This is a genomic window from Billgrantia aerodenitrificans, from assembly GCF_021404405.1.
Taxonomy (GTDB): Bacteria; Pseudomonadota; Gammaproteobacteria; order Pseudomonadales; family Halomonadaceae; genus Halomonas; species Halomonas aerodenitrificans.
In genome coordinates this window covers 74,204-92,761 of the sequence record NZ_JABFTV010000002.1, presented here as the reverse complement: position 1 = coordinate 92,761, position 18,558 = coordinate 74,204, and the positions used below count along the sequence as shown (strand labels likewise).

At 64.0% G+C, this 18,558-nt stretch carries 15 protein-coding genes; 10 read left to right on the top strand and 5 right to left on the bottom strand.

Annotation, left to right across the window (positions count from 1 at the left end; genetic code table 11):
* The first annotated feature begins 1 nt into the window (after position 1).
* Positions 2–802 (top strand): cytochrome c oxidase assembly protein, encoded by an 801-nt coding sequence (locus tag HOP59_RS03740; protein ID WP_234252867.1) that lies wholly within the window; start codon positions 2–4, stop codon positions 800–802.
* A 36-nt stretch (positions 803–838) separates the two neighbouring features.
* On the opposite strand, the gene HOP59_RS03735 is transcribed toward HOP59_RS03740, so the two are convergent.
* Positions 839–2,329 carry an FAD-dependent oxidoreductase gene (locus HOP59_RS03735; protein WP_234252866.1) on the bottom strand — a complete coding sequence of 497 codons (1,491 nt, stop codon included), beginning with the start codon at positions 2,327–2,329 and terminating at the stop codon, positions 839–841.
* Positions 2,330–2,556: 227 nt separating this feature from the next.
* Here HOP59_RS03735 and HOP59_RS03730 point away from each other — a divergent pair, with 227 nt between their 5' ends.
* Positions 2,557–3,048, top strand: a complete 492-nt coding sequence (locus HOP59_RS03730) for a YciE/YciF ferroxidase family protein (protein ID WP_234252865.1) — start codon at positions 2,557–2,559, stop codon at positions 3,046–3,048.
* 78 nt (positions 3,049–3,126) lie between these two features.
* Here the strand turns inward: HOP59_RS03730 and HOP59_RS03725 are convergent, their stop codons facing one another.
* Genes HOP59_RS03725 through HOP59_RS03715 form a run of 3 tightly spaced genes read right to left on the bottom strand, consistent with a single transcriptional unit; the run spans position 3,127 to position 8,616 of the window.
* Positions 3,127–6,036, bottom strand: coding sequence for a type III restriction-modification system endonuclease (locus tag HOP59_RS03725; RefSeq protein WP_234252864.1), 2,910 nt, complete (start codon positions 6,034–6,036; stop codon positions 3,127–3,129).
* Complete coding sequence (locus HOP59_RS03720; RefSeq protein ID WP_234252863.1) at positions 6,020–6,724, bottom strand: hypothetical protein; 705 nt, start codon at positions 6,722–6,724, stop codon at positions 6,020–6,022. The genes HOP59_RS03725 and HOP59_RS03720 overlap by 17 nt, the downstream gene beginning before the upstream one ends.
* Positions 6,724–8,616 (bottom strand): site-specific DNA-methyltransferase, encoded by a 1,893-nt coding sequence (locus tag HOP59_RS03715; protein ID WP_234252862.1) that lies wholly within the window; start codon positions 8,614–8,616, stop codon positions 6,724–6,726. The genes HOP59_RS03720 and HOP59_RS03715 overlap by 1 nt, the downstream gene beginning before the upstream one ends.
* A 294-nt stretch (positions 8,617–8,910) precedes the next feature.
* On the opposite strand from HOP59_RS03715, the gene HOP59_RS03710 reads away from it, so the two are divergent.
* The 6 genes from HOP59_RS03710 (at position 8,911) to HOP59_RS03685 (ending at position 15,686) form a co-directional block, all read left to right on the top strand.
* The gene (locus HOP59_RS03710) at positions 8,911–10,353 is read left to right on the top strand and encodes a uracil-xanthine permease family protein (RefSeq protein ID WP_234252861.1); all 1,443 of its coding nucleotides are present in this window, start codon (positions 8,911–8,913) and stop codon (positions 10,351–10,353) included.
* A gap of 85 nt (positions 10,354–10,438) precedes the next feature.
* The gene (locus HOP59_RS03705) at positions 10,439–12,127 is read left to right on the top strand and encodes a methyl-accepting chemotaxis protein (protein WP_234252860.1); all 1,689 of its coding nucleotides are present in this window, start codon (positions 10,439–10,441) and stop codon (positions 12,125–12,127) included.
* Between the two features lie 175 nt (positions 12,128–12,302).
* Positions 12,303–12,830 (top strand): helix-turn-helix domain-containing protein, encoded by a 528-nt coding sequence (locus HOP59_RS03700; RefSeq protein WP_234253194.1) that lies wholly within the window; start codon positions 12,303–12,305, stop codon positions 12,828–12,830.
* Positions 12,827–13,573: an AzlC family ABC transporter permease gene (locus tag HOP59_RS03695; protein ID WP_234252859.1), complete on the top strand. Its 747-nt coding sequence runs from the start codon at positions 12,827–12,829 to the stop codon at positions 13,571–13,573. The genes HOP59_RS03700 and HOP59_RS03695 overlap by 4 nt, the downstream gene beginning before the upstream one ends.
* Positions 13,566–13,904 carry an AzlD domain-containing protein gene (locus HOP59_RS03690; RefSeq protein ID WP_010629535.1) on the top strand — a complete coding sequence of 113 codons (339 nt, stop codon included), beginning with the start codon at positions 13,566–13,568 and terminating at the stop codon, positions 13,902–13,904. The genes HOP59_RS03695 and HOP59_RS03690 overlap by 8 nt, the downstream gene beginning before the upstream one ends.
* A gap of 51 nt (positions 13,905–13,955) precedes the next feature.
* Positions 13,956–15,686, top strand: a complete 1,731-nt coding sequence (locus HOP59_RS03685) for an ExeM/NucH family extracellular endonuclease (protein ID WP_234252858.1) — start codon at positions 13,956–13,958, stop codon at positions 15,684–15,686.
* On the opposite strand, the gene HOP59_RS03680 is transcribed toward HOP59_RS03685, so the two are convergent.
* Positions 15,683–15,925, bottom strand: a complete 243-nt coding sequence (locus HOP59_RS03680; RefSeq protein ID WP_234252857.1) for a hypothetical protein — start codon at positions 15,923–15,925, stop codon at positions 15,683–15,685. The genes HOP59_RS03685 and HOP59_RS03680 overlap by 4 nt on opposite strands.
* Positions 15,926–16,951: 1,026 nt before the next feature.
* Here HOP59_RS03680 and HOP59_RS03675 point away from each other — a divergent pair.
* Entirely contained in the window at positions 16,952–17,581 is a 630-nt protein-coding gene (locus HOP59_RS03675; RefSeq protein WP_234252856.1) for a TetR/AcrR family transcriptional regulator, read from the top strand.
* A gap of 41 nt (positions 17,582–17,622) precedes the next feature.
* Positions 17,623–18,558: a TAXI family TRAP transporter solute-binding subunit gene (locus HOP59_RS03670; RefSeq protein ID WP_234252855.1), complete on the top strand. Its 936-nt coding sequence runs from the start codon at positions 17,623–17,625 to the stop codon at positions 18,556–18,558.

The following is an 18,558-nucleotide window of genomic DNA, read 5'->3' as shown; positions in this document are numbered from 1 at the left end:
CATGCATGCGCACACCGACGAGATCTCGCTGCTGGCATGGCTGCCTCTCGCCCTGGTTGGCCTGATCACCCTGGCCTACCTGCTGGCCGCCAGGCGGCAGCGCCGTCGAGGCAACGACTGGAGCCGCTGGCGCAGCGCCTTCTTCCTGATGGGCAGCGTACTGCTCGCCCAGGCGATGGCGCCGCCCGTGATGGCCTGGGCGCACCACGACCTGAACGGTCACATGGCACTACATCTGGTGATGGGCATGCTGGCACCGCTGGCCTGGGTCCTGGCTGCTCCCGTGACACTGCTGCTGCGCTCACTGCCTCAGGCGGCGTCGCGCCGTGTCGCTGCGTTGCTCAGGAGCTTCCCGGTACGCGTCGTATCGCATCCGCTGAGCGCCCTGCTGCTCAACATCGGCGGCATGTACCTGCTCTACCTGACCCCGCTGTATGCCCTCTCGCTGCACAGCGAGCTGCTGCATCATTGGGTTCATCTGCACTTCCTGGTGGCGGGTTACCTGTTCTGCTGGGCCATCCTGGCGGGGCCCGACGCCTCGCCCCACCGACTGAGCCTGCGCTTTCGCCTGGGGGTGCTGTTTCTCTCCATGGCCACCCATGCGCTGCTCGGCAAGCTGATGTACGGCTATCACTGGCCACGTGGCACCGACCACAGCGTGGCCGAGATCCAGGCCGCCGCCCAGATGATGTATTACGGCGGCGACCTGGCCGAGGTGCTGCTGGCCGTGGCCCTGCTGACCATGTGGCTGCGCACCCCGGTCGAGCGACGTGAAGCCCTGCTGCCTGCTCCACTGCGATGAGCGGGACGCTGCATTGGGCGGAGACTTGTCGAAAGCTCAGCGCCGCTCTTGTACTGTCTCCAGCGGCCTGAAGGCCGGCCCTTCGATCACTTCACCGTCGGTATCGAAGCGGCTGCCGTGACAGGGGCAATCCCAGGTGGCCTCGGCGGCATTCCAATGCACGATGCACTTCATGTGCGGACAGATCGCCGAGAGCACCTTGAGCTCGCCGGTCGTACTGCGGTGGATGGCGAGCTTCTCTCCATCGACGGTCGCTACCCGCCCTTCTCCCGCCTTGACCTCGCTGAAATCGGCCAGCTTCTCGGTGCCCAGGTAATCCTTGAGCATGTGCTTGGTGACGGTGACGTTCTCCTTGGCGTACTGCAGCACCGATTTGCCCGGCGTGATGCGACGCGCGCCGAAGCGGGCCTGCCAGGGGTTGTCGTTGCCCTGGATCCGATCGGCGATGATCCTGCCCGCCAGCGTGCCCCAGATCAGGCCGTCGGCGCCGAAGCCGGTGGCCATGTAGAGATTGTCGCTGCCGTGCATGCGGCCGATGTAGGGCAACCCATCGGGCGAGCCGTACTGCTGGGCCGACCACTGGTGGGTGAAGGCCTCGATATCGAACCGGCTTTCGAGATATTCGCGCAGCAGCTGGTAGTGATCGCCATGATGCTCGCCGGTCTTGTGCTTCTCGCCGATCACCACGAGGTAGTGGTCGTCGCCATGGCGATAGCTGCGCAGCGAGTGAAACGGGTCGAGCACCCAGACGATGCCTTCGGGATAGTCACCGCTTCTCAGCTTGGCGCATACCGCATATTCGCGGGATACCAGCATGCCGGCCTGAACCAGGCTGATACCCTTGGGGGTGTGGGTGGCCTGGACGATGTCCTTGGCGGTGATGGTGGCGGTATCGGTCTTGACCGTGCCCTTGCCGGCATCGATCTCCCGCACTGGGCTATGCTGATGAATCAACGCGCCTTCGCCGATCAGGTGATTGGCCAGCCCCTGAAGATAGTGCAGCGGATTGAGCTGGGCCTGGTTGGCGATGCGCAGCCCCCAGCTGTCGAAAGGCAGCCCGGGGCCGTCGCTCATTTCGGCATCCAGCCCGGCGCTCACCAGTGCATCGAGTTCATCGTTCAGGTTGTGCTGGGCATGTTGGCGATCCTCGGTCAGCAGCCGGTAGGCCGGCTGGCGTTGGAACTGGCAGTCGATGGCGTAGCGCTTAACCAGCGACTCGATGTGATCGAGCGCCTCCGCGCGGGCCTGCACCACGTCGGCCGAGACCTGATCGCCCCACTTGCGCCGCAGCGCGGCCTGTCCGGAAGCCAGCGTGGCGTAGAGGTTACCGGTGGAACCGCCGGTCACGCCGGAGCCCACTCTGCCCGCCTCCAGCACCATGACACGCAGGCCAGCTTCGATCAGCGCCTGGGCCGTTGTCAGCCCGGTGATGCCGGCCCCGACGATGACGACATCCACCTCGACGTCGCCAGTAAGCGGCGGGTGTTCGGCCACGCTGCGGCTTCCCAGCGTCCATATGGCATCCATAACGACTCCTTTCGTAGGCACGCGAACTCTGCACTCAGTTATAGAAGCCTTGAGGTAGCAGCGCTAACGGTTCTACTCACGGCAGGTCAATTCGATCCTTGGTCTCACCGCTTTGCATACCTTCACATAATGTCGCCGAATGGACATAAAGCCTTGTCTGCGTACCTGCTACGTTAGAAAGGCCGTGAAGGAAGACGGCCACGGAAACGATCCAGAGGAGGAGCCTCATGATGATCAAGGATGCACAGGAACTGTTCACGCGCCTGCTTTCGGAAACCAACAGCGCCGAGAAGCAGATGACCCGCGCGCTGCCGAAAATGGCCCGCGCCGCCGACGACCAGAAGCTGGTCGAGGCCTTTCAGCACCATCTAGAGGAGACGCAGGGTCAGTTGGAGCGCCTCGAACAGGCCGCCGACTCCATCCCCGATATCCGCATCAAGCGCCTCAAGAGCCATGCCATGGAGAGCCTGATCCAGGAAGGGGAGGAGCTGATCGACTCCACGGAGAAGGGGCCCGTGCGCGATGCAGGCCTGATCGCCGCGGCGCAGAAGGTGGAGCACTTCGAGATTGCCGCCTATGGCACCCTGTGCGAACTGGCCGAGCAACTGGGCCATACCAAAGCCAAGGAGATCCTGGCCGAGACGCTCAAGGAAGAGAAATCGACCGACGAAAAGCTGAGCAAGCTGGCCAAGCAGAACGTCAACAGAAAGGCTGGTTGAGCGCGCCGCTAGACGTCAGGAAACCGGTCGGCTGCCATGCCGGCCGGTTTTTTTCGACAGTTCCTTCAGGAGACGGCTTTACGCCCGCTCAAGCTGCTTCAACGCATCCGTCAATTCATCGAAGTCCGACACCACCAGATAGCTGAGCTCGCCATCGCCGCTGTCGCTGCCGATGGCGTCGAAGAACTTCCGTGCGCACTCGACCTTTGCCCGCTCGATTTCACGCAGCGCCGTCAGCGACGGGCTGCCCTTGGTTTCGACCACGACATGGCGATGGGTACCGCTGCCTTCCCGGAAACAGATCGCCCAGTCGGGGCTGTAGTCACCCACCGGGGTGGGAATGCGGTAGCCCCGCGGAAGCTTGACGTAGACTGCCACCTCCGCACTGGCCTCCAGCGCCTGGACGAACTGCCGCTCCACCTCGGAATCGACGATGGCGTAGTCGAAGACGTGCTTGGTCAGCCGGGGCGTGGCACGGGAGAAATCCTGCCCGCTCTGGGCGGCGGCGAAGAGCCCTGTGTCATAGCGCTCACTCACAGCGGTGTAGGTGAGGTGCCGCACCGCCATCGCCGCCTTCCGCTCGTGAATCAGGCGCGCCGCCTCGGCGATGAAGTGCTCGGGATTGAGGCGGTACTGCTCGAAGACGGCAGGTGCAATCCGCTGCAGGATGGTGGCCACGGTTCGGCGGGTGAGCCGAGCACGCTCGGCCAGCCTGCCGAGCAGGTCGTAGCTGACTTGAGAGGGTGCGACCTGCGCCCACTCCGTCGCACTCTCCATCGTACTCTCCATCGCATTCTCCTCCAGCGAGAAGCCCTCCCCTTGGCGCAGTGCTTCGTCGGTCACGTCGTCCCGCTGGACGCCTCGCCGCACGCCGTACTGCAAGGGAGTGACCCGCAGCTGGCGGTCGAGGGCCTCGGCGCACTGTCGAACCAGGGCGTCGGAATCGAACTCGACGCGATAGACCGCCTGGCGACCGATGCGTTGCCACAGCGCCTGGAATTCCGCCGTGTCGAAGTTGGCGTTGAGCGGATTGGTCTTCGGCTTGCGCCCATCCTCCACCCTGGGCAGCTGCGCCTCGACGAACTCACCGGGACGCCCCGTGAGGGTATCGACGATCTCCTGCTGCAGCCCCGCGACGAAATCCTGGTAGCTCTCGCTGGCGACCACTGTAAGCACATTGATATCGTGCACAACCGACGGCGCGTCGATCCGCTCGCCCTGCTGGTCGACGCAGAGGCGCAGCCCGCGGCCGACTTCCTGACGGCGTGAGATGCTGTTGTCGCTGTGCTTGAGCATGCACATGACGAAGACGTTGGGGTTGTCCCACCCCTCCCGCAGCGCCGAATGAGAGAAGATGAACCGCGTGGGCTCGGCCAGCGACAGCAGGCGCTCCTTGTCCTTGAGGATCAGGTCGTAGGCCTCCACGTCGTCGGATTCGACGCTGCGCGCCCCGACGGTGGGGTCTTTCAGGCGGCGGGTTTTCCTGTCGATGGCGAAGTAGCCGCTATGAGTGGCGGCGACCTCGACGCCTGCCAGGTAGTGGCGATAGGCCGTGTTGCGATAGGCCGTGTCGTCCAAGGCCAGCTCGGCGAGATATTCGTCCTTTAGCTGCGCATACTCCTCTTCGAAGATGCGTGCGTACTCGCCCTTTTCGTCGGCCCGGGCGTAGTCGCGGTACTTCACCACCTCGTCGATGAAGAACAGCGAGAGAACCTTGATGCCCTGGGCGAAGAGCTGCTTCTCCTTGTCCAGGTGCGCCTTGATGGTCTCGCGAATCTGGATGCGGCGGATGTCGCTCTCGGCGACGTCTCCCCGCGCCTCACCGGCCTTCACCACCAGGCCGTTGGTGAACTCGACCGTGTCGCGATAACAGTCGATCTCGCTGATGGTGAAGCCGTCGCGATACTGTTCGAGCTGCCCAGAGGCCGTGAACAGATCGTCACCCAGCGCCAGTCGCCGTAGCTTGCGCACGATGGCGCCCGATTCCTGGAGCACCTCCAGCTCGATACGTGCCACCGGGGCCGATTTGGAGATCTCGATGCCCTCGAGATAGAGATAGGCGTGGGTGCCCGCCAAGCCACGGGTCTGAATGCCGCGCACGGCGATCTTCTTGACCAGCTTCTGCTGGTAGGCATCGAGCGCATCGAGACGGAAAACCCGGTTGTGGCGGGTTCGGTGAGTGGCCGAATAGCGCAAAATCATCAGCGGCTTGAACTGCGGCAGCGCCTCCAGGGTAGCCGCCCCTTCCATCTTCTGCGGCTCGTCGAGAATCAGGATTGGCCGGTTGGCGGCGATCACGTCGATGGGCTTGCGCGACTGGAAGTCGTCCAGCTCGTCGTAGATGCGGCGGTTGTCCTTGCCCCGCGCATTGAACGCCTGAATGTTCATGACCATGACGTTGATGCCGGCATCCGACGAGAAGCTCTCCAGCTCGTGCAGCAGCTTCGAGTTGTAGACGAAGCAGCGCGCCTTCTTGCCGTAGCTTTCGGCAAAGTGCTCGGCTGTCATTTCCAGCGACTTGGCCACCCCTTCACGGATGGCGATGGTGGGGACCATGACGATGAACTTGGACCAGCCGTAGTGCTTGTTCAGCTCGAATATGGTCTTGATGTAGCAGTAGGTCTTGCCGGTGCCGGTTTCCATCTCGACATCGAGGTGTACGCCGGTGGCTGCCAGGGCATCGCGCCGGTAGGCCGGCTTGACGGGGACGAGCTCGCCCTTGGCATCCAGGGTGGTGAAATCGGTGAGCGACGACGGCGCGGGCAGGTTCTGGCGCTGCGCCACCGCTTGCACGTTCGTCAGAATGCGCGCCTCGTCGATGGCGAAGTCGGCATTGGCGACGACCTCGTCGAAGGCCGGTGACCGAGCTTCGCGCCCCAGCTCGAAGCCGGGCGACCGCTCATCGGCCCTGGGCTGCCCGGCGAAGCAGTCGACCACGGACTCGACGGCGCTGGTCTGATAGGGCTGAACTTTAAATCGGATCTTCATGTCGGCTCGCCAGGAGGTGCTCGGGTCGCTGTGAGAGAAGGAAAGCGTAGAAATCTTCCAGGCTTCCGGTCTCGCGGGAGTCGTCGTCGAACAGCACGTAATGTTCGATGGCCTTGCCCACTTGCACCGGCACGGGCTGGTAGCACTGACTCGGATCGGGCCGGATGAACACCAGCTTTTCGCTGGGGCGGGTGTAGTGCAGGCAGATCCAGACGTGCTGTTCGGGGTGGTTCTGGGCATAGCTCAGCTTGTCGGGCCTGACCCAGTAGTCCGTCCCTCTTCTCACCTCGGTGCCCGACACTTCCAGGGCGCAGTAGATCTGCCCCGACTGCCTGCCGCGAATGCTCAGATCGGGTTTGCCCGGCTCCTTCGGGTGCTCGGGAATGAAGTCGTTGGAGTCGGCGCCGAAGCCTTCCACCAGCACCTCGAGGCCCGAGAAGCGCGCCTCGATGATCGCCTTCACCCGCGCGATGCGCACCTTCTCCTTCTTCCAGGCCGCTTCGCCGTAGGCGTGCTTCCAGTGAAACGCCTCCCGACGCTTGATTTCGTCGCAATCGATCCGCTGACCCAGCTCGATACCCAGCGCGGGAAAGGTGCGCTGCCTGACGCTGGTGCAGTAGGCACCGTCGACGAAGATGCGGTATCGCTCGACCTCGGCGTCGTAGCGGATGTCGGTCACGACGGGCATCAGAGCACCCTCAGCTCCGTGACGGGCGAGAGCTGGCGCAGCTGCTGCTCCACGTTGATGCGCGTGGCGTCGGAGTCGAAGGCGCTGTCGCGCAGTACCAGCCGGCGCGGCTTGTAACCCGCCAGCTCCTCGATCAGGGCTTCCGTTATCTCCAGATCGAAGCAGGCCAGCAGCGCATCGTCCGCGACGCGGTACACCGTCTTGCCCTGCACCTGCGCTCTGGCGATGGGCAGCGTCAGGTCCAGCCCCCAGTCCACCAGTACCTGGAACAGCAGGTCTTCGGCGCTGCGGCCGGGTTTGACGCTGTCCACGGCATCGAGCAGGTCGCCCTGGGCGAGCGCCTCCGGGCGTTGCCGCAGCTCCTTCATGTTGGTGCTGTCCACCTTCAGCACGCGAAAGCCCACGTCGCGGCGCCACTCGTCATGGCACTGCCCTTCCAGCACCTTGGCCGCCGCTCGCCGTATGCGCTCCCGGGACAGCTCGGCGATGGTGTGAAAGCCGCGCTTGGCCGCCTCGGAGCGCTCGTCGAGCGCCTCCGGCAGCTGCACCAGGATGTAACGGCGGTTGCCGCCGTCGCTGGCGTTGCACTCCATCACCGCCTGGGCGGTGGTGGCGGAGCCGGCGAAGAAGTCCAGCACCAGAGCATCGCGGGAACCACCCTGCTCGATCAGGGCCTTGATCAGATCCACCGGCTTTGGGAACGAGAACAGCTTCTCGCCCAGCAGCTCCTTGAGCGCCCGGGTGGCGGCGCTGTTCATCGGCGAGACCAGAGTGCTCTGGCCGTTGCCGGCACCGGGCCGCTCGATCCACGAGGAGACCGGAATGGTCGGCTTCATCGCCTCCGCGGCGAACCGCTTCAGCATGGGGGTGCCGGTGGCCTGCTTGGGGAAGATCACGCGGCCTTCGGCGATCTTCTGGGCCATGGTCGTGCGGCTGTAGGGCCAGTAGCGCCCCTTGGGCGGCCAGAACTCATTGCCGGTGGCGGGGTCACGAATGGCGTAATGGGTGTCGCCGCCCGGCTTGCCGGCGCTCAGGTTGTCCGAGATCCACGGCCCCCGCGGGTCGTCGTCGGGGTTGGCGTACTTCTCGAAGGTGCGCTCCACGCCCTTCAGTGTCGCCTTCGCCTTGGCGTACACCAGCACGTACTCGTGGTCTTCACTCAGATTGGTGACGGCGTCCATGGCACCGCTGCGGCGCTTCCAGACGAAGCAGCCGAGGAAGTTGCCGCCGCCGAAGATCTCCTCGCACAGCTTCTCGAGGTTGGCCCGCTCGTTGTCGTCAATGGAGATGAAGAGGATGCCGCTCTCGGCGAGCAGCTGGCGCGCCAGGCGCAGCCGCGGGTACATCATCGACAGCCAGTCGGAGTGAAAGCGACCGTTGCTCTGCAGGTTAGCGACCAGCTTGCCGCCCGCCTCGTCCACCTGACCGCTTCTCACCAGGTACTCGTCCTTGGCCGTGATGAAGCGGTCGTTGTAGATCAGGTCGCTGCCGGTGTTGTAGGGCGGGTCGATGTAGATGACGTCGACCTTGCCCAGATAGCTCTCGCGGATCAGCTTCAGGGCGTCGAGGTTGTCGCCCTCGATGAACAGATTGCGGGTGTGGGCGAAGTCGACGCTTTCGCGCTCAGCAGGGCGCAGCGCCATGCGGATCGGGGCGTTCGCTTCGCGCAGCGCGGCCCGCTTGCCCGGCCAGTCGAGCTGATAGCGCTCCTGCGACTCTTCGACGAGACGCTCGCCCAGCGCCTGACGCAGCAGGGAAAAGTCGATCGTCTGCTGAAGGCGGCCATCCCCATCCCGGGTCTCCGTGAGCACGTCCGGCACCAGTTCCGCGATCGCGCGCGCCAGCTCGAGCGACAGGTCGTCGGTCTTCGTCTTGAGTTTTTCGATGCTCATTTCATGCCCAATCCAGATACGCCATCAGCCCCTGTCCCGCCACCTCCTCGGCCCGGCGATGCGCAATCGTCAGCGACCTTGCGGCTCAGTCTCAGCGACCTTAGAGAAGCGGCGGCCCTCATCGGCACGCCGCCAACATACTACCAGCGTTGCCGGTCGAGGGCAGGATCGAGTCGCAGGGGAAAGAGGCCTATCCAGACCTGGAAAATATTTCCTGTATACAATTTAATGAGCTACTGTAGACACTCAAGGAAGATGAAGTAATACAAATCCAAGAACCGATCGGAAGTCCTCATGCCCAAGCAAGTCAACGCATCCATCTTTGACTTTCATGGCAGGCCGAGCGTAGGCAAGGCCCTGCCCCTCTCGCTTCAGCATGTGCTGGCGATGATCGCCGGCGTGATCACCCCACCCATCATCGTGGCGGGGGTGGTGGGCGCCAGCGTGGAAGAGCGCCTGCTGCTGATCCAGATTGCGGTGCTGGCATCGGGCGTCAGCACGCTGTTCCAGCTCTACGGCGTATGGAAGTTCGGCGCCCGCCTGCCCGCCATCTTCGGCGTCGGCTTCGCCTACGTGCCTACACTGGTCGCCGTGGGCGGCCAGTTCGGCATCGCCGGCATTCTCGGCGCGCAGCTCATCGGCGGCATCAGCATGATGGTGGTGGGCTACTTCATTCAGTACATCCGCCATCTGTTCCCGCCGGTGGTGGCAGGTACCGTGGTGCTGGTGATCGGGCTGTCGCTCTACGACATTGCGGTGCGCTACATGGCCGGCAGCGGCAACGTGGAAGCCCCCGGCTTCGGCGAGCCGCTCAACTGGTTCGTGGCGCTCGTTACCCTGACCACGGTGCTGGTCGCCTCGCAGTTCGGCAGGGGCGTGGTGAAACTCTCGGCCATCATCGTCGGCATGCTGGTGGGCTACGCGCTGGCGTTGTTGCTGGGCATGGTCAGCTTCGAGGCGGTGGCCGAGGCCGGCTGGGTGGCCGTGCCGCAGTTCATGCCCTTCGAGCTGGAGTTCCACACCTCGGCGATCATCGCCATGGTGATCATCTGCGTGATCAACTCCGTGCAGACCATCGGCGACCTCTCGGCCACCACGGTGGGCGGCATGAACCGCGAGCTGAGAACCCGCGAGCTCACCGGCGGACTGCTGGGCAACGGCCTGACCACCACCCTGAGCGCCTTCTTCGGCGCCCTGCCCACCGCCACCTTCAGCCAGAACGTCGGCATCGTGGCGATGACCCGCGTGATCAGCCGCTTCGTGCTGGCGCTTGCCGGCGGCTTCATGCTGCTGGCCGGGTTCAGCCCCAAGTTCGGCGCCCTGGTGACGACCATTCCCTATCCGGTACTCGGCGGCGCCACCGTGATCGTGTTCGGCATGATCACCATGACCGGCATCAAGCTGCTGATCAAGGACGAGCTCTCCGCCCGCAACATGACCATCGTCGGCCTGGCGCTCGCCCTGAGCCTGGGTATCGCCCAGGTGCCCGAAGCGATCGCACTGCTCCCCGACTGGATACAGAACGCCATCGGCGGCGCCCCCATCGTGGTCGCGGCCATTACCGCCTTCACCCTCAACCTCGTGCTACCCAGGGTCACCCTGGCCGACGAGGAGCGCGAGCGCGAACGCATGGCCCGCGCCGATGAGGACACCGACTGCAGCACCCCTCAGGACCGGGAGGCCCCACTTCGCTCCCATCGCCAGGAAGGCTCGGCTGGCAACGCCAGCAGCAGCTGAGGCCGGCTCGGCCCGCCCCGGGCCGAGCGTCTCGTTTCATCGCGATGCAATTCGAGCCCTGCCCCGGGGCCGCCAGGAGCCACAAGTGAAAAGCCTGAGCCACCTTTCCGTCAAAATGAGCTGGACGCTGGTCCTGCTCGCCTTTCTCTCCCTGCTGATCGCCTTGAGTGCCATGGGACTCTATGCGGTCAACCACAGCCAGCGCAGCTTCGATACCTTCAGCGCGGTGAACGTCACCCAGCAGGCCGCGCTCAACCGGGCCAACTCGGTGCTGCTGAGCACCCGCATCGACATGGCTGAGGTTTACGAAGGGCTGCTCGAGCGCTCCAGCGGCGCTTTCGATACCGCCCATGACGCCGATATCCAGGCCCAAGCCCAGCATCTCAACGCACAGCTCGACGAGATGGCCGACATCTTCGAGCTCTTTCTCGAACTGCCGGTACGAGCCGAGCATGCGGAGCTGATGGGCCCCATCGAAGCCAGCTTCAACGCCCTGCTGGAGAACAGCCTGAGGCCGCAAGCCGAAGCGCTCGCCGGGGGCGATCTGGCCACTTACCAGGCGCTGCGCGAGCGGGCCGCCGCGGAGAACGCCAGCTTCTATCAGGCCGCCGTCGGCTTCTTCCATCGTGTGGAGGCCGAAGGGGCTGCGCGGGCGGAGAACTTCGGCTCGGTGGTCACGATCGCCCAGCGGGTGATCGTCTTCGTCTTACTCGTCGCCCTGGTGGTGATCGGCATCGTCTACCGCGGGGTGAGCGCCAACCTGATCCGTCCACTGGAGCGAATCGTCCAGCACTTCCAGCGCATGGCCAGCGGCGATCTCTCTTCGCCGGTCGAATCCCACGGCAAGAACGAGATCGGCAAGCTCTTCACGGCGCTTGCCACCATGCAGCAGGGCCTCTCGTCCACCGTCGCCACGGTACGCGACAGCAGCGCGGAGATCCTCGCCAATTCACGCGAGATCGCCAGCGGCAACCGCGACCTGGCGGCACGCACCGAGCGCCAGTCCGCCTCGCTGACCGAAACCGCATCGAGCATGGAGGAGATGACCTCGACCATGGAGCGCAACAGCGAAAACGCCTCGCTGGCCAGCGACATGGCCCGAGAAGCGGCCGAGCGGGCTCAACAGGGGGGCGAGGTAGTGGCCAACGTGGTCACACGGATGCAGGAGATCCGCGACAGCTCCCAGCAGGTCACGGAGATCATCGGCCTGATTGACTCCATCGCCTTCCAGACCAACATCCTGGCCCTCAACGCCTCAGTGGAAGCGGCCCGGGCCGGCGAGCACGGCCGCGGCTTTGCCGTGGTGGCCAGCGAAGTACGCCAGCTCGCCACCCGCAGTGCCGACGCCGCCACCGAGATTCGTCAGCTGATCGAGACCTCCGTGCGCCAGGTCGAAGCCGGCACCCAGCAGGCCGACAGCGCCAGCAGCAGCATGGCCTCGATCATGGCCTCGGTGCAGCGCGTGAACGAACTGATGAACGAGATCGCCGTGGCCTCCAACGAGCAGCGCACCGGCATCGGCGAGGTCAACACCGCGGTCGGCGACATGGATCACACCACCCAGCAGAACGCCGCCCTGGTCCAGCAGGCCAGCCTGGCCGCCAGCCAGCTGCAGGCCGAAGCGCAACGTCTCGACGAAGCCGTCGCCAGGTTCAAGCTGGCTGACAGGGCTTATGAGCTGGAGGATACCGCAGCGGCCCTGCCAGCCGGCCATGCGAGCGATGCGAGCGATGCGCCGAGGCTGACGGACCAGACCGGATGGGCAACGGCCTGAAGTTCTAATAGAGGTACGAGAAGTTCGAATAGAGGTACGAAGAGAAGTACGTGACACTTGGCGCGGCTCGGATGAGCCGCGCCAACTTTTTGTGGCTTGGCTGCGCGATGAGGTTGACAGACATCTGTTCCTTTTATAGAACGTTCGTTAAATGGAACAATCTGAGGCCATCCGCTTGGACAAGCTCTCCCTCGGCACCCTAGGCCAACATCTGCAGACCCTGCGTCAGGCGCAGGGTTTGTCACTGTCGCAGCTGGCCGCCGCCGCCGGCATCGCCAAGTCGAACCTGTCTCGTCTCGAGCAGGGCAACGGCAATCCTACCCTGGACACCATCTGGCGTCTGGCGGTGCAGCTGAAGGTGCCCTTCGGCACGCTGGTGGCGCCTATCGCCGTGCCACTAGGCGAGGACGGCGTTGAGGTTCGCCTGCTCGACCAGGGCAAGGACCACCCTCAGGTCGACGCCTACTGGATGCGCTGCGCGCCGCATACCCTGCGACGCGCCGAGCCCCATACCCCCGGCGCCCGTGAAACGCTCACCTTGATCAGCGGTACGCTGGAGACCGGGCCGGAAGGCGACACCCGCACGCTCTCGGCCGGTGAGTCCCTTACCTTCGCTGCGGATGGCCCCCACCTTTACCGCACCGGGGACAGCTGGGCCACGCTGCTGCTCAGCGTCGTCTATCACGAGGAACAGAGCTCATGAACCTGCAAGCCACCTCCTCGCCCACCCGTGCCTGGTTGACCGGCATGAGCGAGGCCGTCCCGCTGCTCGGCGGCTATGTGCCGGTGGCCATCTCCTTCGGGCTGATCGCCACCCAGGCCGGCTTCAGCGCCTGGGAAGCCGTGGCGATCTCGACGCTGATCTATGCCGGCGCCTCGCAGTTCCTGTTCGTCGGCATGGTGGCCGCCGGCGCGCCGCTATGGCTGGTGGTGGCCATGACGCTGCTGATCAACCTGCGCCATGTGGTCTACGCCCCCAACCTGGCCCCCTGGCTGACACCCAGCCGCCTGTGGCCCTGGCTGATGCACGGCCTCACCGACCAGATCTTCGCCCTGGCCCACGCCCGCCTGCCGCAACTGCCCGCCTCCCAGCGCCTCGGCTGGTACACCGGCGCCGCCCTGCTGGCCTGGTTGAGCTGGATCGGCGGCACGGCGCTGGGCGCCCTGATCGGCGGCGAGCTGGTCGCGCGCTGGGCCCTGATGGGTGAGATCCTGCCCTTCGCCCTGCCCGCGCTCTTCCTGGTGCTGGTGGCGCCGCGCTTCACCTCCCGCCGCTGGAGCCTGGCCCTGGGCCTGACCATTTTCAGCGCCCTGCTGCTGACGCTGCTGGGCCTGACCAACGTGGCGATTCCCCTCGCCGCCGTTTGCGGCGCGCTGTGCTTCCAGCTCGTCAAGTTCGGTCACACTGCGGAGAGAAAAGACACGCAAGGAGAGCGCCATGAGTAACGCCCTGTGGATCGCCGTGCTCGCCTCGGCGGCGGGCACCCTGCTGATACGCCTGCTGCCGCTGCTGTGGATGCAGCGCCGCCTCGCGCGGCAAGCCAGCGACGACAGCCTCGAGGCCATGCCCCAATGGCTGAGCCTACTCGGCCCGCTGATGATCGCCGCCCTGTTCGGCGTGTCGTTGATGCCGGTGACCCCCGATGCCATCTCCTGGCTGGCCACCGCCATCGGCGTTCTGGCGACCCTGGCCGTGTGGTGGTACAAGCGTACCCTGGGCTGGCCGGTGGCCGCGGGCGTGGCGGCTTATGGAGCGGTGATGATGCTGCTCGGGTGAGCGCTGTTACTCTTCTCATTTAGCCAAGACAGCCTTTACCTTGGAGAACGCATGACCCTCACCGCCCAGCCGCGTACTACCGGCACGCGCCGACACCCTGTCGTGACCCGCCGTGCAGGCTCCAGCAGCCTGTTGCTGGCCCTGCTGCTGGTGGCCCTACCGGCGGCAGCCAGCTGCCCCGAGACATCCAGCGCCGACCTTGCCGCCATCAAGGGGATGGGTGAACGCGCGGCCCTGCCCGCCGACCGTGAGGTGATCGTCGACGGCGTGGTGACCGGCGAGTTTCTCGGCCGCGAACGACTGAATGGCTTCTACTTGCAGCAGGACTCGGAGCATGGCCCCGTCGGCCTGTTCGTCTACATGCCTGGCGCCACGCCGAGCGATGGGGCGCTCATTGCACCCGGCACACATCTGCAACTCCACGCCCGTACCGGAGAGTACCGGGGCCAGATCCAGCTGCAGCGGGTCGAGCGGATCGAGACCTGTGCCCGTGATCGACTGCCCGAGCCGCTTGCGGTCGACTGGCCGCTCAGCGAGGAGCAGCTGTCACGCAAGGAAGGGCTGCTGCTGACGTTTCCGCAGACGCTGACCGTCACCGGCAACTACGAGCTCGCCCGCTACGGCTCCTTGAGACTGGCCGCCAACCGCCTGTTCCGCCCCTCGAACTCGCCCGGCGAGGCCCAGCAGCGAGACATCCTCGAGCTGGACGACGGCAGCTACCGCGCCTTCCCAAACCCCATTCCCTACCTGGATGCGAATGGCACTCGTCGTGTCGGCAGCACCGTTCAAGGCCTGACCGGCATCCTGACCCACGCCTTCGACGCCTACCGCCTACACCCGATCATCGAGCCACGCTTCGAGGACACCAACCCGCGCCCGGAACCGCTGCCGGCACCAGGTGAGCGGCTACGGGTGGCAACCTTCAACGTCGAGAACTATTTCATCAGCCTGGGCCAGCGAGGCGCCGCCAACGCCGAGGAGCTGGAGCGCCAGCGGGCCAAGCTCGCCGCTGCCGTCGAGGGGCTGCAGGCCGACATCCTGGCCCTGGTGGAAGTGGAGAACGACCCGCGCGCCCTGGCCGACCTGGTCGAACAGCTCAGCGAGCGAACCGGTATCCGCTATCGTGCGGTGGGCGGGAATGCCGATCGCGGCAGCGATGCCATCAAACTCGCTCTGATCTACCGGCCGGACCGGGTAGAGGCCGTAAGCGAGCTCTACGCCGACAACGCCTCCACCCATCATCGCCCGCCGCTGGCGGCCTTCTTCCGCAGCGTGGACGGCGGCCCGGACTTCGGCGTCGTTACCGCCCACTACAAGTCCAAGACCGGCTGTCCGTCCCGGGGAGATATCGACCGCGGCCAGGGCTGCTGGAACCAGCGCCGGGTGGAGCAGTCGCAGGCCATGAACGCCTTTCTCGAGCGCCTGGCGGCCGCCGAGGGGCACCAGCGCCTGTTGCTGACCGGCGACCTCAACGCCTACGGCGCCGAGGACCCGATCCTCACCCTCACCCGCGAAGGACTCGTGGACCTGATGGCCCGCGAGCTACCGCCGGAGCGCCGCTACAGCTATGTGTTCCGCGGCGAGTCGGGCTACCTGGACCATGCCCTGGCAAGCCCCGAACTGGCCGCGGCAGTGGCAGAGGTGCGGCCGTGGCCCATCAATGCCGATGAACCTCCCTACCTCCGCTACGATGGGCCGGACAACGCAGCGCCTCACTTCCGCTCCGACCCCTTCCGCTCCTCGGACCATGATCCGATTGCGGTGGACCTGGAGTGGCGTTAGCGACGCCGACGTCCCAGGTCGATGTCATCACGGGTGGTGGCCGCCCCGGCGGCAGCGCCCAGGCCACCACCGATCACCGCCCCTCTGGTCACGTTGCCGCCTGTCATGGCGGCAGTGCCGGCACCGGCGGCTGCCCCCAGGCCGGCGCCACTCAGCGCTCGCTCGCCAGTGGTGGTACCACAGCCAGCAAGCCCCAGGGCCAGTACACCGCTCAACAGTCCGATAGATAGTATTCTCATGGCATTTCCCTCCCAACAGGGTCAATTACGACCAATCATCCAGTTTGATTTCTTTGGCAACCTAGCAATCGCCCCGGCTTCGGTATCCACTCGACGCCTTGGCCGAAGCGAAAGTCGTCGAAACCGCGCAGCGCAGCATCAAATCGCATGTCATGGGAGCCACTGGTTGCCGATGCGCTGTATCCCTTATACAGCCCCGGGTGGAAGGCGGTTCATGGATCGGATAACGATCCACACTCTTTGAGAATTTCAGGCACTTGAGTATCAAAATGACGACAGCTGACCGCATCCGGTGGCGAGCTGCGAGGTGGGCGAAGCAGCTTTGGCGAGCCGACAACCCGCAACTGGACGCTGGGTGAACCCGCAGTTGGACGCTTACCTAACCAGCAATTGGACGGTGCTGAATGCCGGCCAAACGGGCCGCGAGCATCTGGACGTGGCCACCGTCGACTCACCAACGCCTAGGGCCGAAAATGTCAGGCTGCTACGCCGTACCCATGCCATGGGGAGAAAAACCCGGGCAGGCGATCTCCAGCGATACCACGTTGCGGATGCTGACTGGGCAGGAACCGTGAGCTCGATAGCAGAGGATAAAGGAAGGTAACAAAGAATAGTGGGCCCAGCTTCACTCGAACAACCCATGCTAGGCCACTGAAAATAAAAAACAATTGCCAATTTGAAGATCGAACATGCCCCCAGACATGCCCCCATCCCCTAGCCCCTGCTCTGCAGGCTGAACGGCTGATCGAAGATTTTACTCCAATTTCTAGGTCTCGACATAGCGAGCCGCAGCGGGTCGAGACTCTATAAGAAGAACCACGGACGCAACAGGTCCATGATACCGACCTCCTTTTCGCTGGCCCGGCGCTCACACCATCTCTAACTAATTATTTTTATTGATTTTATTCCAGAATAAGACCAATGGCTATAGTCATTGGATTTGCAAAGACGTCCCACCATTTGTACAAATGTACAAATTATTAGTACGAACGACCAAATCGAGGCCTTGTCGTGAGAGCGTCAAACGTGAAGGAAAAGCTACTGGAATCAGCCCTGAAGCTTTTTTCCAGCAATGGCTACAACGCCGTATCCATGCGCGCCATTGCCCAGGAAGCCGGTGCCAACGTCGGGAGCCTGACGTATCACTTCGGCTCTAAAGCCAACCTGCTGCGTGAGATCTACCAGCAACACACCGGGCCCATGAACCAGCGACGTAAGGAGCTCCTGGGTGAGGCACTGCGTATAGAGGATTCCGACTCTCGTTTGGTCGCCATCCTTCGAGCGTACGTCATTCCTGCTTTTTCCATGTCCGAAAACGGCATCGGAGGTGGTGCCGAATTTACTCGCCTTCGCGCCATCTTGACCGCTGAAGGCAACCAGGACGCCAGCGCCATCATCGCCGACACCTTCGACGAAACCAGCCGAACCTTTCTGCAAGCCATTTCGGACTGTATTCCTGATGCCAGCCGTGAAGGGTTGATATGGAGAAGCCAGTTCCTGCTCGGCTCACTCTATTACGCCCTGATCAACCCCGAACGCGTCACGCGGCTCTCCGACGAAGAGGTGGATGGCAGTGATCGCGAAGCGGCAATCGAGCATCTCGTCCAAGCCAGTTTTGCTAGCTTTCGAAGCCTCGCGCCCAGGAAGAACGCCTAAACCCAACGGAAACACCACAACCAACAACATCGGAGCACGTCATGTCCTTCAAGAAATCCGTTACGACCATCGCCTTCTGCTCGATTTTCTCGGCCGGTCTGGCCACTGCCAATGAACGAATCACTATTGGCACTGGAGGCACCGGAGGGCTTTTTTATGTCATCGGTGCTGGCATCGCCGAAACACTCAACAACCATATGGAAGGCGCCACGGCACGTGCTGAGGTCACGGGTGCTTCCGTAGAGAACAACCGCCGTGTTGCGGCCGGTCAAATGACGATGGGACTCTCATCTTCTTCCACACTGTACGAGGCTTTGAATGGCGATGGCCCGTTCGGTGGAAGGCCGCAGGCTGTGAGCGCTATCGCCTATCTTTACCCCGCGGTACTGCAGATCGCCACGATCGAGGATACGGAGGTAGAGAACATCGGCGATCTAGCCGGTAAGCGCGTTAGCCTCGGCCCGCCCGGAAGCAACGCCGCAGTACTGGCCCAGCGGGTACTGGAGGCGTATGGAGTATTCGATGCGATTCAGCCCCAGTTCCTTTCCTATAACGAGGGCGTCGGCGCTCTCATGAACAACCAGCTCGACGCAACCGTTGTGCTGGCAGGGGCACCTACCGCTGCTCTCATCGACTTGGATGCGCAGCGTGACATGCGCCTACTCCCAGTTTCCGAAGAGCAATTGGGAGACATGCTGGAAGCGTATCCGTTCTATCAGCTTTTCGAGATCCCCCCAGGCACCTACTCGGATCAAACCGAAGGCGTGATGGTCATCAATGATCCCGCCATCCTGTTCACCTCGGCGGATGCCCCCGAAGAGACGATCTACGCCATTACCGAAACGCTGTTCAGCCATCTCGACGAGCTCGGTGAAGTACATCCCCAAGCCAAGGCGATATCGCTGGAGAACGCCCCCGACACGCCCATCGAGCTGCATCCGGGCGCCGCACGCTACTTCGCTGAAGCCAGCGAGTAA

Excerpts from the sequence above, each read along its gene's own strand:
- HOP59_RS03740 (WP_234252867.1), top strand. The coding sequence starts at position 2 with ATGCATGCGCACACCGACGAGATCTCGCTGCTGGCATGGCTGCCTCTC.
- HOP59_RS03735 (WP_234252866.1), bottom strand. The coding sequence starts at position 2,329 with ATGGATGCCATATGGACGCTGGGAAGCCGCAGCGTGGCCGAACACCCG.
- HOP59_RS03730 (WP_234252865.1), top strand. The coding sequence starts at position 2,557 with ATGATGATCAAGGATGCACAGGAACTGTTCACGCGCCTGCTTTCGGAA.
- HOP59_RS03725 (WP_234252864.1), bottom strand. The coding sequence starts at position 6,036 with ATGAAGATCCGATTTAAAGTTCAGCCCTATCAGACCAGCGCCGTCGAG.
- HOP59_RS03720 (WP_234252863.1), bottom strand. The coding sequence starts at position 6,724 with ATGCCCGTCGTGACCGACATCCGCTACGACGCCGAGGTCGAGCGATAC.
- HOP59_RS03715 (WP_234252862.1), bottom strand. The coding sequence starts at position 8,616 with ATGAGCATCGAAAAACTCAAGACGAAGACCGACGACCTGTCGCTCGAG.
- HOP59_RS03710 (WP_234252861.1), top strand. The coding sequence starts at position 8,911 with ATGCCCAAGCAAGTCAACGCATCCATCTTTGACTTTCATGGCAGGCCG.
- HOP59_RS03695 (WP_234252859.1), top strand. The coding sequence starts at position 12,827 with ATGAACCTGCAAGCCACCTCCTCGCCCACCCGTGCCTGGTTGACCGGC.
- HOP59_RS03690 (WP_010629535.1), top strand. The coding sequence starts at position 13,566 with ATGAGTAACGCCCTGTGGATCGCCGTGCTCGCCTCGGCGGCGGGCACC.
- HOP59_RS03685 (WP_234252858.1), top strand. The coding sequence starts at position 13,956 with ATGACCCTCACCGCCCAGCCGCGTACTACCGGCACGCGCCGACACCCT.
- HOP59_RS03680 (WP_234252857.1), bottom strand. The coding sequence starts at position 15,925 with ATGAGAATACTATCTATCGGACTGTTGAGCGGTGTACTGGCCCTGGGG.
- HOP59_RS03670 (WP_234252855.1), top strand. The coding sequence starts at position 17,623 with ATGTCCTTCAAGAAATCCGTTACGACCATCGCCTTCTGCTCGATTTTC.